The organism is Mycoplasma tauri, assembly GCF_016925555.1.
In the GTDB taxonomy this organism is placed as follows: domain Bacteria; phylum Bacillota_I; class Bacilli_A; order Mycoplasmatales; family Metamycoplasmataceae; genus Mycoplasmopsis; species Mycoplasmopsis tauri.
On the sequence record NZ_CP070479.1, the window covers coordinates 722,349 to 738,872 of the forward strand.

Annotated in this window: 18 protein-coding genes and 3 tRNA genes; 6 read left to right on the plus strand and 15 right to left on the minus strand. The window is 27.4% G+C overall.

Annotated elements, in window-relative coordinates:
- Positions 1-10 precede the first annotated feature (10 nt).
- The 7 genes from scpB to JS510_RS03185 form a co-directional block, all read right to left on the minus strand.
- Positions 11-586 carry an SMC-Scp complex subunit ScpB gene (gene scpB / locus JS510_RS03155; RefSeq protein WP_205517306.1) on the minus strand — a complete coding sequence of 192 codons (576 nt, stop codon included), beginning with the start codon at positions 584-586 and terminating at the stop codon, positions 11-13.
- Positions 576-1,337, minus strand: a complete 762-nt coding sequence (locus JS510_RS03160; protein ID WP_205517307.1) for a segregation/condensation protein A — start codon at positions 1,335-1,337, stop codon at positions 576-578. Before JS510_RS03160 ends, scpB begins: the two co-directional genes overlap by 11 nt.
- Complete coding sequence (locus JS510_RS03165) at positions 1,330-2,070, minus strand: lysophospholipid acyltransferase family protein (RefSeq protein WP_205517308.1); 741 nt, start codon at positions 2,068-2,070, stop codon at positions 1,330-1,332. The genes JS510_RS03160 and JS510_RS03165 overlap by 8 nt, the downstream gene beginning before the upstream one ends.
- Positions 2,071-2,088: 18 nt before the next feature.
- The gene (locus tag JS510_RS03170; protein ID WP_205517309.1) at positions 2,089-2,403 is read right to left on the minus strand and encodes a 4'-phosphopantetheinyl transferase superfamily protein; all 315 of its coding nucleotides are present in this window, start codon (positions 2,401-2,403) and stop codon (positions 2,089-2,091) included.
- Between the two features lie 158 nt (positions 2,404-2,561).
- Positions 2,562-3,872, minus strand: coding sequence for a ribosome biogenesis GTPase Der (gene der / locus JS510_RS03175; protein WP_205517310.1), 1,311 nt, complete (start codon positions 3,870-3,872; stop codon positions 2,562-2,564).
- Positions 3,873-4,541, minus strand: coding sequence for a (d)CMP kinase (gene cmk / locus JS510_RS03180; RefSeq protein WP_205517311.1), 669 nt, complete (start codon positions 4,539-4,541; stop codon positions 3,873-3,875). It abuts the gene before it with no gap.
- Positions 4,542-4,657: 116 nt separating this feature from the next.
- Positions 4,658-5,158, minus strand: a complete 501-nt coding sequence (locus JS510_RS03185; protein ID WP_205517312.1) for a hypothetical protein — start codon at positions 5,156-5,158, stop codon at positions 4,658-4,660.
- A gap of 266 nt (positions 5,159-5,424) precedes the next feature.
- Here JS510_RS03185 and JS510_RS03190 point away from each other — a divergent pair, with 266 nt between their 5' ends.
- The 3 genes from JS510_RS03190 to JS510_RS03200 all read left to right on the plus strand — a co-directional run bounded on the left by JS510_RS03190 (position 5,425) and on the right by JS510_RS03200 (position 8,815).
- Positions 5,425-7,467 (plus strand): HsdM family class I SAM-dependent methyltransferase, encoded by a 2,043-nt coding sequence (locus JS510_RS03190; protein ID WP_205517313.1) that lies wholly within the window; start codon positions 5,425-5,427, stop codon positions 7,465-7,467.
- A gap of 50 nt (positions 7,468-7,517) precedes the next feature.
- Positions 7,518-8,597 carry a restriction endonuclease subunit S gene (locus tag JS510_RS03195; protein WP_269802022.1) on the plus strand — a complete coding sequence of 360 codons (1,080 nt, stop codon included), beginning with the start codon at positions 7,518-7,520 and terminating at the stop codon, positions 8,595-8,597.
- 74 nt (positions 8,598-8,671) lie between these two features.
- The gene (locus tag JS510_RS03200) at positions 8,672-8,815 is read left to right on the plus strand and encodes a hypothetical protein (protein WP_205517315.1); all 144 of its coding nucleotides are present in this window, start codon (positions 8,672-8,674) and stop codon (positions 8,813-8,815) included.
- A 629-nt stretch (positions 8,816-9,444) separates the two neighbouring features.
- On the opposite strand, the gene JS510_RS03205 is transcribed toward JS510_RS03200, so the two are convergent.
- Positions 9,445-10,563: a DnaJ C-terminal domain-containing protein gene (locus JS510_RS03205; protein ID WP_205517316.1), complete on the minus strand. Its 1,119-nt coding sequence runs from the start codon at positions 10,561-10,563 to the stop codon at positions 9,445-9,447.
- 239 nt (positions 10,564-10,802) lie between these two features.
- Here JS510_RS03205 and JS510_RS03210 point away from each other — a divergent pair.
- Together JS510_RS03210 and rbfA are read left to right on the plus strand one after the other, a co-directional pair.
- Positions 10,803-10,878, plus strand: a tRNA-Thr gene (locus tag JS510_RS03210).
- Positions 10,879-10,944: 66 nt separating this feature from the next.
- Positions 10,945-11,280, plus strand: coding sequence for a 30S ribosome-binding factor RbfA (rbfA, locus tag JS510_RS03215; RefSeq protein WP_205517317.1), 336 nt, complete (start codon positions 10,945-10,947; stop codon positions 11,278-11,280).
- A 29-nt stretch (positions 11,281-11,309) separates the two neighbouring features.
- Here the strand turns inward: rbfA and JS510_RS03220 are convergent.
- The 3 genes from JS510_RS03220 to tapR form a co-directional block, all read right to left on the minus strand.
- Positions 11,310-11,383: transfer RNA gene (locus tag JS510_RS03220), tRNA-Thr, on the minus strand.
- 29 nt (positions 11,384-11,412) lie between these two features.
- Positions 11,413-12,651: a tyrosine--tRNA ligase gene (gene tyrS / locus JS510_RS03225; RefSeq protein WP_205517318.1), complete on the minus strand. Its 1,239-nt coding sequence runs from the start codon at positions 12,649-12,651 to the stop codon at positions 11,413-11,415.
- 9 nt (positions 12,652-12,660) lie between these two features.
- The gene (gene tapR, locus JS510_RS03230) at positions 12,661-13,272 is read right to left on the minus strand and encodes a TyrS-associated PheT N-terminal domain-related protein TapR (protein ID WP_205517319.1); all 612 of its coding nucleotides are present in this window, start codon (positions 13,270-13,272) and stop codon (positions 12,661-12,663) included.
- 94 nt (positions 13,273-13,366) lie between these two features.
- On the opposite strand from tapR, the gene JS510_RS03235 reads away from it, so the two are divergent.
- A complete protein-coding gene (locus JS510_RS03235) occupies positions 13,367-14,260 on the plus strand; it encodes a DegV family protein (RefSeq protein WP_205517320.1) in 894 nt (297 codons plus the stop codon).
- A gap of 40 nt (positions 14,261-14,300) precedes the next feature.
- Here JS510_RS03235 and JS510_RS03240 read toward each other — a convergent pair.
- The 4 genes from JS510_RS03240 to prfA form a co-directional block, all read right to left on the minus strand.
- Positions 14,301-14,375, minus strand: a tRNA-Trp gene (locus JS510_RS03240).
- A gap of 22 nt (positions 14,376-14,397) precedes the next feature.
- Entirely contained in the window at positions 14,398-14,628 is a 231-nt protein-coding gene (locus tag JS510_RS03245; protein ID WP_205517321.1) for a phosphopantetheine-binding protein, read from the minus strand.
- Positions 14,629-14,693: 65 nt separating this feature from the next.
- On the minus strand, positions 14,694-15,425 hold the full coding sequence (locus JS510_RS03250) for a peptide chain release factor N(5)-glutamine methyltransferase (protein WP_205517322.1): 732 nt from the start codon (positions 15,423-15,425) through the stop codon (positions 14,694-14,696).
- A complete protein-coding gene (gene prfA / locus JS510_RS03255) occupies positions 15,425-16,501 on the minus strand; it encodes a peptide chain release factor 1 (protein WP_205517323.1) in 1,077 nt (358 codons plus the stop codon). Before prfA ends, JS510_RS03250 begins: the two co-directional genes overlap by 1 nt.
- Positions 16,502-16,524: the final 23 nt, after the last annotated feature.

A 16,524-nucleotide genomic window follows, 5' to 3' on the forward strand; every position in this document is an offset into this window, starting at 1 on the left:
AAAACACTTACTATATTTCTTGTCTTTGACTGTCAAATAAATTAAAGTCATCACTTTCATTTTCAGTGCCATCAATGAAATTAAATTCTGTCAATCTTGGTAATTCTGCTAATGATTTAATTTTGAAATAATCATAGAATTTATTTGTGATTCCATATAAAATTGGGTTCCCTGGTGTAGGGCTAATACCCACTTCTTCGACAACACCTTTAGTCAAAAGGGTATTTAAAACTTGCTCGCTTGCTACACCACGAATATTATTAATTTGTGAACGAGTAACAGGTTGTTTATAAGCTACAATGCCAGCTACTTCAATAGCAGCATTAGAAAGACGGTGTTTTTTTACAACCTGAACCATTTTAGTGATGTATTCCTTAAAAGTTTCCCTTGTTGCTAGTTTATAAACTTCATTAAAATTAACTGCTTTTAAAGCACCATCGGTATCATTGTATTCTTTAATAAAATCATTCATTACTTTTCTAGCTTCTGCTATAGTATTGAGGCCAAAAATGTCTTTAACTTGTTCTAAGGTTAGACCTTCATCACCTTGAATAAATAATAATGCTTCTAGAATTTTATTTTTCATACTCTGGGCCTCTTTCAAATGTTATTGAACTAAATTGCTCATCCTGATACATTCTAATAATTTGTCTTCTTGTTAAGTCTAAAATAGCTAAAAAAGTAATAACAAAATGATTTAAACTTGGTTGATTAAAAATCATTTCAAAAGACACTTTATCACATGAATCAAATAAGTTTAAAATAAAAGGAATTTGATCTTTTGGAGTTAAATTAAATGTTTCTAATTTAGCTTTTCTAAGTTGTTGAGCATATGTTCTTTCAAACATTTTTCTCAATATAGTTATTAATTTAAGTGGTGTACTATTCCCATCAAGAGTGCTTTTATCATCATCAATCAAAAATTCTTCTATATCACTTGGTTTTTTAATGAAAATTTCAGTTCTTTCTTTTTCTTTCTCTCTTAAAAGTGTTGTAACTTCCTTAATTTGTTGATATTCATACAAACGGCGAAGCAATTCGCGCTTGTCTTCTTCAATTTCGGGCTTTTCTTCAGGTGTGTAAAATAGCATTTTTGTTTTAAGAGCAAGTAATGTTGCAGCCATAACTAAATAGTCACTTGCTACATCAATTTCATGCTCTTGTAAATTTTGAATAATGTTTAAATAAGCCATAGCCAATTCAGAAACGTCAACATCCATAATATCGACATTTTTTTCTTGTACAAGCATAAGCAACAAGTCAAGCGGGCCATCAAAGTTTTCTAACTTTATATCATATCTATGATCATCTGTTGAATACAAACTTTGTTTACTCATTTTTTAGTGCTCCCTCAATGTTTGTTTTTACTCTATTAGCTATAACATGAGAATCCATAGTTAAAAAATTGTTAGGCTTCATAGCAGGTAAAAACTTAACTGTGATTACTCTTTTTTTCATTCTGCAAGCGCTAAGAGCTTTTCTTGTGTCTCAAATTACAACAGGAACAATTGGTAAATAATTAGAAACAGCAACTTTAAAAGCACCATTTTTAAACTCACCTAAGCCTTCATCTTCAATCCTATGACCCTCTGGGAAAATAACTCCACAAGTTGAATTTTGTTTAACGAATAATCCAAATTCATTTAAAACTTTTACAGATTGTCTAATATTTTCACGATTAATATAAAATGTATCAATAAGACTCAATAAATTCCTCATTATTTTCTTTTTTGATAATTCAATTTTAGCTAAGAATGTCCCAATTCTATTTCTTTCAGTTTCTTCTTTAGATTGTTTTTTAAGTGCATAAATAAGCACAATTGGATCTAGATATGATTTATGATTTGGAGTTAATAAAACTGGTCCTTTTGGTATGTTTTCATATCCTTCTACTTTTACTTTTATGCTATAAAATCATAAAAATAATTTCACCTTATTAATCAGCCAACTATTTCGATATTGTGGATAATATCCCTCAGGATCTTTTCTATATTTTTTTGCAAAAACATTTATTCTTCACAAATGTCAAAGAAAATATCATCAAAAGAAAAACATCTTTATTATAAACATCATTTACCCCTTATAGTTCTAACACCTTAAAACAGTGGCAATAATATAATCATCTTCACTACTTGTAGATATATCAAAACCTTTAAATAAGTATCCTTCATCAATTTCTTTGATTGTTATTTTATTAAAAGCGACATAAGAATTATCAGCTTTAAATATTGCTTCTTTTATTGCTCACCTTACGGCTAAAAATTTAGCTTTTCCTTCTATGTCTTCAATTTGAATAAAATCAAACAATTCAGCATCACTTAAAACTCTTTTAATGAAGGCGTCACTTTTATTAAAAAAACGACTAATTTTCGTTATATCTACTCCTATTTTAGATTTTTTCATAATTTTAAATTATAAAGCACTTTAATTAATATTTAAATTATATATTTATTTTGTAATATGAAATCTTAAAATATAGCCATATGTTTCAATGCCCTAAACTTGTTTTTTTAAAATTGCTATTTTATAACAAAAAAAGGAATTCAATAATCGAATTCCTTTTATTCAAGTCCGCCAGACTTATTTTTAAAAATAATATTAATGGGACAACCTCTAAAATCAATATTTTGCCTAATTTGTTTTTCAAGAAATCTTTGATAACTAAAATGAACAAATTTTCTATTATTTACAAAAAATATAAAAGTTGGCACCTTGTCATCAGTTTTTCTAACAAAATAAATTACTAATCTACCGCCATTATAGGATGGTGCAGGTTGTATAAGTTGAGATTCTCTTATTAAATTAGAAAGAATTGATGGCTTAATATCTTTTTCTAAGTTTTCTTTAACCATTAAAATAGTGTCTAACAATTTATTTACTCTTGATCCTGTTTTTGCTGAAATAAATTCAACAGGAACCCATGGAACAAAATGAAATCTCTTCTTCATTTTGTTTTTAAACACTTCCATTGTTTTTTCATCTTTGTTTATTAAATCTCATTTATTAACACAAATTATTATTGGTTTATTGTGTTCAAGAGCATAACCAATGATTCTGGCATCAAAATGAGCTAAATCTCTCGTTGAGTCAATAAGTACTATAGATAAGTCAGATTCGTCAAGAGATGACATAGCTCTCTTGAGTGCAAAATGTTCAACTTGATCCTCAATTTTACTCTTTCTAGTGATTCCTGCTGTGTCAATTATTTCTATTTCATGATTATTAATGTTGATTATACTCTTAACACTATCCCTTGTAGTGCCCGCAACCTCTGATACAATTGAACGATTTTCTTTAGCTAAATAATTTAGTAATGAACTTTTGCCAGCATTTGGTTGTCCAATTATTGATAATTTAAAATTATTAGTATGTATATCATCATCAAGTTTTAAATATTTTAAACATTCATCTAAAATATCACCAACTCCAACACCATGAAGCGCACTAATTCTAAAAATATGGTCAACACCAAGAGAATACCATGAATAATCAAACTGTGAAATATTATCTAATTTATTAGCAACAACAATAATATGTTTCCCACTTTTTAAAAGCATATTGTAAATCAATTTATCATCACTTGTTATATCAGATTTTCCATCAATCATAAAAATGATAACGTTAGCTTCATTAATTGCAATTTTAGCTTGTATTTGAATTTGTTCCTGAAAACCTCTATTTTCAATTTCAATTCCGCCTGTATCAATCAAATTTATTTCTTTGCCATTTCAAGTAAATGTCTCATAAAGCCTATCTCTTGTCACTCCAGGGCGATCATAAGTTATTGAACTATTTTTACCAATAAGCCTATTAAATAAGGTGCTTTTTCCAACATTAGGTTTACCAATAATTGCAATTACATTTTTCTTCATTTATTTGCTTCTTTCTTTTGCTAAGTTAACAATCATGTCAACAACTTCTTCAAGAGCCATATTAGTTGTGTCAATAACAATAGCATCCTCAACAATATGTAAAGGATCTGTTTTTCTATTTATATCTTGGTAATCACGAGCCTTAACTTCTGCTAAAACTACATCATAGTTGGTTTCAAAACCCCTATCCATGTTTTCTCACATTCTTCTTCTAGCTCTGACTTCTGGCGTTCCAGTTAAGAATATTTTAAGTTCAGCATGCGGCATGATTTTAAAAGTAGTATCTCTGCCATCCATTATGTAACCCTTACATTTTTTTGTTATGGCTTGAATAAACTGTACTACATACTCTCTAATAGATGGGTATTGTGCAACTTTTGATGCACCTTTTGAAATTACATCGCTTCTTATTTCCGCCAAAACATTTGTCCCATAAAGATAAATATTTTCTTCATCATCAATTTCAATTTCAATTTCTTCTAATGATTCTTCAATCTTCTTTTCATCATCAAAAGGAATATTATTATTCAAAGCATTAAGCGCAACAGTTCTATAAACACTACCGCTATTTATAAATACATATCCTAATTTTTCTGCGACTGCTTTTGCAACAGTTGACTTCCCAGCGCCACTTGGCCCATCAATAGCTATATTAATCTTCTTGCTCATGCTAATACCTCAAAATAATAATAAATATATTAATTAATATTATATTTTATTAGTTTTGTATAAATAAAAAATTAATAAAAATATAAAATTGATAAAAATCGATTTTATTACATTTATTACTTCTTATTCTTATGTTTTACTCTAAGTATATTAAAATCCACCGTTTGAGCTTCAACTTCTATAGTATTGGTATACAAAATTGATGGATTATTAATTTGAAAACTAGAATCATCTAGATTATCGTTGTCTAATGTTTCTAAATTTAAAAGGGAGTCAAGCTCATTTGAACTAAATGACAAAATTTTTGCTTGGCATTCTGGTTCTAATGTTAGTTCTCTTTTATATTGTAAACTTCTCATTATTGCAATATGTTTTTCAATTTCACTTTTATCAATAGCGTGAATTTTTTTGTCAAATTCTATCTTTTTATTTTTTAACGATTTAAAAATTTGATCATCAAAACTTTCAAATAAATTAACATCTGGACAAATCTGATTGAAAAGTTTATAGTGATTATTAAACTCTGGATATTTATTTGTTAAGCTTTTAAACAAACTTTCCTCAGAATAACTCTCAACAATTGAATTTAATAAATCTTCGTTTTTACTTGAATTCATAATAATATTATATTATTATATTTTCAAATATTATTTTTGATTTTTAAATGTATAAAATAAGCAAATAAATAAAATTCTAAAATATTTTAAAAAAATACAAACATAATTATAGTGAACCCAAAAAGTTGGACCAAATAAATTAGACGAACTTTTGGGGTTCACTATATAATTCAGGTATCTTTTTGTTTTGTGTAGAATATAATTAATTGAATAATTAAATTATTTATATTACTTAGTAAGAGTAATAATCTTAGGCAGAGGAAAATATGGCAAAAATACAATCAATAGAACCCATAATAGCACAAAGGACAAATGAAGAGTTAAAAAGTTATGGTTTAGATTTCAAATTAGAACAGGAAAGTTTAAATAACCAAATTGATAAAGCATTGGATGAGTATAAATCCAAAAATGGCGGAAGGGGGGGGAACCGTCCAGATGCTAAATTGCTTTTAATGGGCAAAAATCTAAAACATTATCCTATACTTATTGAATATAAGGGACATAAAGATACATTAGTTAAATTAGATGACAACAACAGAGTTGAAAACAAAAAAAGCAAAAATCAACCTAATTATCAAAATATAAATAAATATGCAGTAAATGGCGCTGTTCATTATGCGAATGCAATTTTACATCATACAAATTATGATGGGGCAATTGCTATAGGAATTACTGGGTATAAAAAAATAGATGGAGAAATTGAGCGTTTGATTGGTGTATATTATGTATCAAAAGACAATTTTGGTGTTGGTCAAGAAGTTGGGAAATATAGTGATTTATCTTTTTTACAAAAGGATAAATTTGATGAATTTATAGAGAAAATAAATAAATTATCTTTAACGGAAAAAGAATTACAAGACCTAAGAGAGAAAAAAGAAAAAGAAATTGATACAAGTTTAACTAAACTTAATAATGATATTTATCAAAACGAAAATGGGCTAAGTGAAAATGACAGAGTATATTTAGTGGCTGCATCGATTATGGCATCACTAGGCATTCCAGATAAAGTACAACCACTAGAAAAATCGGATTTAACATCTTCATCTGAACCTGGCAATACTGATGGTGATATTATTATTAGAAAAATTAAATCATTTTTAAAACAAAAAAATCTGCCAGATCAAAAGCAAAAATTAATTATACGAACACTTGAAAACACTTTACTATCTGACAATATCAATAATGTTGTAAATGGCGAAAGTCAACTAAAAAGGATATATTCAAAAATTGTTGATGATTTAGGTGTATATTACAAAATAGGTTTAACAACAGACTTTACTGGAAAATTATTTAATGAAATGTATTCTTGGCTTGGATTTACTCAGGATAAATTAAATGATGTTGTTTTAACTCCATCATATGTGGCAAATTTATTAGCAAAACTAGCGAGAGTGGATAAAGATAGTTATGTTTGAGATTTTGCAACAGGAAGTGCTGGATTATTAGTTGCTGCAATGAACGAAATGATTATTGATGCAAAATCAAAAATCACATCTCCTAAGGATTTAGAACAAAAAATACTAAAAATCAAAGCAGAACAATTACTAGGGCTAGAATTATTACAAAATATTTATATGCTCGCTATCTTAAATATGATTTTAATGGGGGATGGTAGTTCAAACATATTAAATAAAGACTCTTTAAAAGATTTTGATGGCAAATATGGTTTTGGTAAAACAAATGAAATTTTCCCAGCAACTGCATTTATTCTTAACCCTCCATATTCTGCATATGGCAATGGTATGATTTTTGTTAAAAAAGCATTATCAATGATGAACAAAGGATATGCTTCAATTATTATTCAAAATTCAGCAGGTAGTGGTAAAGCAAAGGCAATTAATCAAGAAATATTAAAAAACAATACATTACTTGCAAGCATAAAAATGCCTAAAGATTTATTTATTGGCAAATCAAATGTGCAAACAAACATATATGTATTTAAAGTTGGGGAACCTCATTTAAAGGACTATATTGTCAAATTTATCGATTTTACAAATGATGGATATTCGCGAAGAAATAGAAAAAAATCTAGTACAAATCTAAAAGATAAGGATAGGGCAAAAGAAAGATATCAAGAACTTGTTGATTTAGTGCGCTTTGGAAAACATAAATTAAACATCTTTACTGAACAAGAGTATTATGAAGGCCATATTGACCCTGAAAATGGTGCCGATTGAAATCAGACAACACCAACAAACAATAAGGCAACTCTTGCGGATTTTAAAAAAACAGTGGCAGACTATTTAGCATATGAAGTATCCGCCATACTAAAAAATCAAAATAAGGATGATGATAAGATAAAAAAATAGATGCCTCACTGGATGAAAAACTTCAAAATGTTCAGTGAGGCGAGTATAAAATCGGAGATTTGTTTGATGTAGAAAAATTGTGGGTTTATGGCAAAAATAAGAACTGAAAAAATAGATTTAAAAATCCAAAAAATAATACTTTACCTGTAATAAGTGGAATTACAGTCAATAATGGCGTTAATTACTATACAAATGATTTATATGATGAAGGAGATGTATTTGCAGACAGTTTAACAATTTCCACAAGAGGAGAATATAGCGGAACTGTAACATATCATAAAGGGAAATTCCTTTTAGCAAATAATATTCTAGTAATGCAAATGCCAAATTTTACATTAATGCAAAAAATATTCATAGGCTCTTTAATTAATAAATTACCTTATGGGGGGTACAATGAATACCCTAGAAAAGAAACATTAAAGAACAATACAATCCAACTCCCAACAAAAGATGGCAAAATAGATTTTGAATTTATGGAGAGCTTTATAAGCGAACTCAAAGAGGAGCATATAAGCGAACTCGCTGCTTATCTAAAAGTAACAGGACTAGATAATTATGAATTAACCAGTGACGAGAAAAAAAGCATTGATAATTTTAATAATATTAAATGAGGTGAGTATAGAATTGGGGATTTGTTTGAAATTTCATCTACACGAAGTTTTAATACAAATAAATTGGTGTGCGGAGACGAATATGATTATGTTACTAGAACATCATTTAATCAAGGCGTTTTAAGAAAAACAGGATATGTAAATCAAGATAATATTAATGAAAAAGGTACTTGAAGTTTAGGATTGTTACAGATGGATTTTTTTTATAGAAAAAATCCGTGGTATGCTGGACAATTTGTAAGAAAAATAGTTCCTAAAATATCATTAGATTATAATTCAATACCATATTTTACTGCCATATTAAACAAACAAAAACATAAATTAATGAGTGTTTTGGTTAGAGATGTAGATAGCACCTTTTTAAATGGTAATATCCAACTCCCTACAAAAGACGGGAAAATTGACTTTGAATATATTGAATTATTTATAACCGCTGTTCAAAAACTAGTTATAAAAGATGTAGTTATTTATGCAAATAATAAAATTAATATAACTAAAAATGTATGCAATAGTAAATAAGGCACGACATAAACAAGGACAAAAAAGTTAACACTGAGGATTGCTATTGGCCAATAAAAAAATGGCTAGTTGATATGTCCGAAAAAGATTTTGTGTCAAAAAATGTTTCAATAATAAATAAAGAATTAGAAAATAGAAATCTTTTATTCCAGAATCAGCAAGAACTTGAAGAAGAACTCGAGCAACAAGTCCAAAAACCAAGAACAATGCGTGTGTAATCTATATTAAGGCATAGTTGTACTATGTTTTTTTATAATTTTTATACTATGGATTTTAATATTAATATATTTAACAATATCTATATTTGAGTAATTTTTATGCCAAAAAATCACAAGAATTAAACGATATTGAGCGAGAATTTAAAACCAAAAATCGTTTTATAGAGCGCCCAGAATGAAAAGTTTCTAAAAGAAAATCCAAGTGTCGAATAACGTATTATCACGATAATATTATTAAGCGTTTAAAATGTCCAAATATGATTTTGATTTAATAAAATTTTGTATTATCAGTGATTTAAATAATCAAAAACTAACTAATGAATTAGTTAGTTTAAAACCCTCTAAATAGTTGCTATATGAGATGAAAAAAACGCTTTAAAATAGCACAACAAATTATTGAAAAAAATAACAAAAAATATAATGAAAATACATCAATATTTAAGCAAAAAAATTCATATTGAAGTTGATGATTTTTACACCAGATTTCAAGGATTAAAATATAAACCAAAAATGCGAATTAGAGAGGTAATATTACATAAAAATTTATAGAAAAATAATAACCCCAAAAGTTTGCCAATTTATTTGGTCTGACTTTTGGGGTTCATTATAAATTAAAGCTTGCATTTATTTTATTTTTTATTTTTGAATTCATTAATGAAATTCTTGTTTATTTCATCATTGAAAGATTCTAATTTTTCGGCAAGTAATTTAAACTCATTACTTTTATATGAAGGAATTTTAACATCTAATGTAATTATTAAATCTCCTGTAATGCCGTCTTTATTCTTTATTCCAGCAGATTTAACTCTAATTTTTGTACCAGAATTATAGCTAGATTTCATTTGAATAGTTTGTGTCCCTGTTGGTGTTGGCACCAATATTTCATTTTCTTTAACTATATCCAAAAATGAAACGGGAAATTGACTAATAAGCAAATCTAGTCCATTACGTACATAATACTTATGTGGATGGACATTTATTATTATATACATGTCACCTGATTCTCCACCATTTTGACCTTTTTGTCCATAACCAGCTAATTTTATTTTATCGCCATTGTCAAGCCCTGGAGAAAATCTAATTGTTACAGACTTTTCTTTTTTAAGATATCCTGAACCTGAACACTCAACACAAGATTTAGAAATTATTTTTCCAGACCCATGACAGTTAGAACAAGATGATACATATTCTGCAAGACCAAATGGGGTTTGCTTACGAATTTTAGCTTTCCCTGCACCCTTACATGTATTACATGTTTTTATATCAGATGATAATGCTCCAACACCATTACATTTGCTACAAGGTTCAAATTTTTCTAGCTTTTCTTTTGTTTCTGTTCCCAACATAGCTTCTTCAAAAGTCAAAAATACATTAGTAAAAACATCACTTCCTCGTTTTTTACCCTTAAAATTAGCTCTATCTGAACCCCTAAACCCTGATGAAAAATTAGAAAATATGTCACCAAAAATATCTTGGAAATTCATTCCAAAACCACCAACATCAAAACCTGAATCCATGTTAAAACCACGTGGAGTTTCTGTTCCATATTTATCATAATTAGCTCTTTTTGTAGGATCTGATAAAACTTCATATGCTTGATTTAACTCTTGCATTTTTTCATCACTGTTTCCATTTTGTAGTCTATCTGGATGATATTTCATAGCTAATTTACGATATGCAGCTTTAATTTCTTTATCGGTGGCATTTTTTGAAACACCTAATACTTTGTAATAATCCTTATTTGCCATAATGTTATTATTTTAGCATATTTATATACCTATAAATTTAACAAAACTCACTGTGCTTTTTTTAAAAAAAATAAAAAATAAATAAAGATAAAATTTAAATACTAATTTTTAGTTTCTCATTTGGCGAAAAAACCTATAAAATAGATTCACAACAAAAATAATATGGATTTAATAAAAAATAATTTAACTTTTAAACAAAAAGTAACATAAAAATTATTTTTATATATAATATTTTAAATGCCATCATAGCTCAGTAGGTAGAGCACATCCATGGTAAGGATGGGGTCGCAGGTTCAATTCCTGTTGTTGGCACCATATCATTCTTGGCCTCTAAACAACTTTTGTTGTTTTTTATTTTTAAAAAGTGTATAAAATAAAATTATGAAAAAAAGCATAAATTTGTTAAAAAAAGAGTCACAAATAAAACAACTTGTAGCTTCTATTATTTCAGAAAACTTAACAAATAGTAACATTTATAATGCAACTGTTGTTGATTGTCTTTTATCTAATGATTTAAGCCATGCTAAATTCTTCGTGGCGTTTGATCATAAAGAAAACGATGGTATTGAAGCCATTAGAAATGCATCTGGTTTTATTAGAAAAATACTATCTAAAACATTAAAATGAAGAAAAGTACCTGAGTTGCATTTTTATATTGATGAAGTAGAGAAAAAAGCATTTGAAATTGATCAAATTTTAAATTCATTTTCAAAATAAAAAAACAGACAAGTTGTTTTTTTATTTATTGGTGCCGGTTACGAGAATTGAACTCGTGGCTACTGATTACGAGTCAGTTGCTTTACCACTAAGCGAAACCGGCATAAAAAGCCTAATTTGGCTGTTTTATAGCTATATAAATGTTTTAATTAATACAATTTGCTTCTTGCCTTTTTTAAAAAAAGCAAATTTTTTATCATAATTTTTAGGTTGGTAAATAGTTTCCAAATTAACATCTATATCATCAATTTTAAGTGCTTTATTATTGATAAATTCTTTTGCTTCTCTATTAGACTGAAATAATTTTTGATTAATTAATGACTGAATCAAAAGATCATTTTCTTTAACTACATAAGTAGGTAAATAATTTTGAATAATGTTTAAATCTTCAAAAGTAAGTTTTTTAACATCAAAATTCTTATCAAATAATAGTGAAGTTATATTTTGAGCTTGAACTAACTCTTTTTCTCCAAAAATATCCTTAACAATTTCTGAAGCTAAAATTTTTTGAGCTTTTTGTTTGCTTGGATCTTCAAAATGTTCTCTAAGTATTTTATCAATTTCAGATGTATCTAAAAAGGTCAATCAGTTTATTAATTCTCCAACTTTGCTATCAGGCTGAGTCAGCAAATATTGATACATTTTATAGGGAGAACACATATTTTTATCCAATCATAGAGAACCACCACCAAAAGATTTGCCTATTTTTTTACCACTTTCATCAACTAGTAAATTTGTTGTCAAGCCTACTGCTTTATGATTATCCCCAAAAACTCTACTAATCATATCAAGCCCAGAAGTAATATTGCCTCATTGGTCACTTCCACCAACTTGAATATTAATATCATTATTTTTATAAACATGCAAAAAGTCATTGCCTTGTAAAACTTGATATGAAAATTCAGTAAATGAAAGACCTCTTTCTATCCTTTTTTGAACTGAATCTTTTGCCATCATATATGCGACATTTATTAATTTACCAGTATCTCTTAAAAAATCAATAACATTAATATTTTTATAAAAATAGTAGTTATCAATAACCTCTAACCCAAATGATTCCAATTGCGCTTTTATTTTTAACTTGTTTTTTTCAACTTCTTTATCTTTTAAGAGAACTCTTTCTGAATCTCTAAAAGATGGATCTCCAATCATACCGGTTGCCCCACCAATAAGAGCATATACTTTATAACCAAATTTTGCAAACCTTTTTAAAATTGATATCAAAATATAATTTCCAAGATGCAAACTTTCTGCTGTTGGATCAAAGCCAACATATACGCCAGTTTTATTAGGATCTAGACTTAAAAATTTATCTCTATTACTGATATTTTTTAAAATTTTTCTATTTTCCAAATCTTTTAATATATCCATAAATACCTCTTAATCAAAATCTAACAACTCAAAAATTTCTTTACCTAAATAATTATCGTTTGCATTGTTTAGAAAAACATCTAATTTTTCTTTTTCGCCTGTAGACAAGCCTAATGAGTCAGAAGAACAAAGCATACCATAGCTTTTTTCTCCCATTATTTCACTTTCAACTATTTCAAGTCCTGATGCAGTTATAGATCCAGGTTGACACCATACAAAATATTTTCCGACAGTTGTATAAAGAGTATTCGTAATTATCTGTTTAGTTTCAGCACCAAAATCAACTAAAAGCACAAAAAGTTTATCACTTTTAGGATGACTCTCTCTTTTTGTTATTTTTCCTACTAAAAAATAGTTTATTTCTGTAAAATTATATTTACTATTTTTACTTAAAATTTTTTCTTTCAACTTATTGTTTTCATTAGCAGTTAAATAACCAAAATTTTTATTTTCTTTCTTAATTACATTAGAAAAAATATTAATTGATGCTACATTAAAATTTTCATCTCTAATTACTGTAAAATCATCATATACATCAAATTTTATTCCTTGAACTCTAGAATCAAAAAATATAATTTTTGCTTCTTTAAAATTATTGTCAATATTAAAAAACAAAGCCATAACATGTTTTATTATATTACAAAAATATTATTTTTTTATACACTGCTATTCTGTGATCTTATTTTAAATTCTCTTTTTTAGTATAATATTTGCTATGAAATATGCAATTGTAGTAGACTCTTCATGCGGAGTCACAAAAGAACAAGCTGAAAAATTAGGTTGGCATTTTTTGCCACTACACATTATTATTGACGGAATTGATTATGCTGATGGAGTGAATATTAATTCAGAAATACTATTTGAAAAATTCAATCTTAAATCAGATATTAAAACCTCAATGTATGGCTTGCAAGATATTTATGACACATTTGAAAAACTATCATTGGAAAATGATATGGTTTTTGTTTACCCCATTTCGCAATTTCTTTCAAACTCATGTGCAACAGCAACAATAATTCAGAAAGAATTCCCAAAAGTTAAAGTAATACAAAGTAAACAAGTAGATGCTCTCATTTTACTTGATATAGTTTGATTTGACTATATGATGAAAAAAGACCCTTCAAATTATGAAGAATATGTTAAAAAACTTGAAATTCCATTTATTAAAAATTCAACAACATTAATTCCAAAATATAACAAATATCTTGTTAAAGGCGGACGTTTAAATTCTGCTACAGCAGCTATTGCTCGTTTGCTTAAAATAGTACCATTAATAAAGTGAGAAGATGGAAAACTGATAAAAGAAGCAATCGGGAAAAACTTTTTAAAAAGCGCTTTAAATAACATAAGACAAAAGGCTGAAAATATAGAAGATATTCCTGGAACAAAAAAAATTGCAATTTTGTTAAAAACTGGCAATAAAAAAGAAGAATATGATGAATTTATGTCTGAGTTAAACAAATATTCATCATCATTTAAGTTTTTTGAAAGACCATTAGCTCCTGTTATTATGATTCACACAGGACCAGAAGCATATTGTTTGATTACTGCTAATTATCCCGCAGAAGCTTATGAATATTTAGTTAGAGTTATGAACTATTTAAAATAAAAAGTAGGTGATTCCTGCTTTTTTTAAAAAAATAAAAAAATGGCAGGAGTGACAGGATTCGAACCCATAACACACGGGGTTGAAGCCCGTTGTTCTACCGTTGAACTACACTCCTACAAGCATTTTGGTATTATATATTATTTTCCCAAAGTCTTGTCAAAAACTTCTTCAATATCTTTAACTTTTTTTATTTTCATTAAATCTTCATCAGCGACTGTTACACCATATTTATCTTCAAGATCAAAAACAATTTCAGCTAATGATAATGAATCAATCTTTAAATCTTCAAATGCTGAATCCATAGTAACTTTAGACTTTGTAAATTTTTGTATTTTTTCAATAATTTCTTGTAACTTATTAGCTTCCATGTTTTTTATTATAATGAATTTTTGATATTGTTTTAAAAATAACAACACAATGTGTTTCAAAAAACCTAATTATTAACTATTAAATCATCTTTTTTAATAAAAACAAATCTATATTTATTAGACATATCTTTTAATATTTTTACTCCTTTTACTTTTAGTCATCTATCTATGTGTTTAGGGTTAATTTCAAAAATTAGCAAACCATTATCATTTAAATAGTTCCCGGCCTCATTAATTATTTTTTGATAGAAATATCAACCATTATCTGGGGCAAAAATAGCATTTTTAGGTTCAAATGTTAAACTTAAATTTTTTGCATCTTCATCATCATAAGCTACATATGGTGGATTTGAAATAATTAAATCAAATTTTCCTTTTATCTCTTTAAAACAGTCACTTTTAACTATTTTTATTCCTGATAAATCACTAAAATTTATCTTTGAATTTTCATTTGTTTGTATTATTGCTTCATCATCTATGTCACTTAAAACAACACTAATTGATGGTTCATTCTTTTTTAAGCTCAATCCAATAAAACCAGAACCACAGCACAAATCCAAAACCTTCATATTTTTTGTTAAATATTTTTTAGTAATCAAATGAACCATTTCATCTGTTTCATATCTAGGAATTAGCACTTTGCGATTTAATTTTATTTCTAAATTAGAATAATTTATAAAACCTAAAATATATTGAACAGGCATGCCCTGTTCAATTTTCATTTTTTCATCATCGCTTATGGTTTCTGGCAAACCATATCTTTTCTTTTCTAAAAGTAAATCATCTATTGTTGGCACTAAAACCCACTATCTTTTATTTTTTGATTTTGTTCTTCGGCCAATAAAGCATTAATTATAGGAGTCAATCTGCCTTCCATTATAGGTTTTAAGCTTGTTGAAAAACCAATTCTATGGTCAGTAACTCTATCTTGAGGATAATTATATGTTCTGATTTTTTCACTTCTATCCCCATGTCCTGCCAATTTTCTATATCCAGATTCTTCGTCTTGTTTTTTTTGTAACTCTAAATCATAAAGTTTAGATTTTAGAATAGTCATAGCAGTTTCTCTATTAGCTAATTGACTTCTTTCATCTTGTGATGTAACAACTATATTGGTTGGTAAGTGAGTAATACGAACAGCAGAATCTGTTGTATTAACTGATTGTCCACCAGCTCCTGATGACCTAAAAACATCAACTTTAATATCGCTTGGTTTAACTTCAATCTCAATTGAATCATCAATTTCTGGCATGACTGTAACTGTTGCTGTAGAAGTGTGAATTCTGCCTTGCGATTCAGTTACAGGAACTCTTTGAACTCTATGAACACCAGACTCAAACTTAAATTTTGAATAAGCCTTTTCGCCTTTGATTGAAAAAACAACTTGTGTAAATCCACCAACACTTGAATTACTTGTTGATAAAATTTTAATTTTAAAATTTAACTCTTCAGCAAATTTTGTATACATTTTAAACAAATCACCAGCAAAAATATTTGCTTCATCTCCACCTGCGGCGCCTCTAATTTCTACAATAACATTTTTATCATCATTTTCATCTTGTGGCAAAATTAATATTTTTAATTTATCTTCTAATTCATCTAATTTACTAGTGTTTTCGGAAATAATTATTTTTGCAAACTCAATTTCTTCTTCATTTTTAGAATCTAATAAAATTTTAGCTGACTCAGTGTCCTTAACAAGATTCTCATAAATTGTAAAGGTATCAGCTATTTCTTTTATCTTAGATGCTTCTTTGTTTAATTTTGTATATTCTTTAATATTATTAATAACTTCGGGTTGGTTTAATTTTTCTAAAATTTCAAAATAACTATTTTTAATTTCAGATAACGACTTATACATTGTTTTTTCCATAATTAATTATTATATTAAAAAAG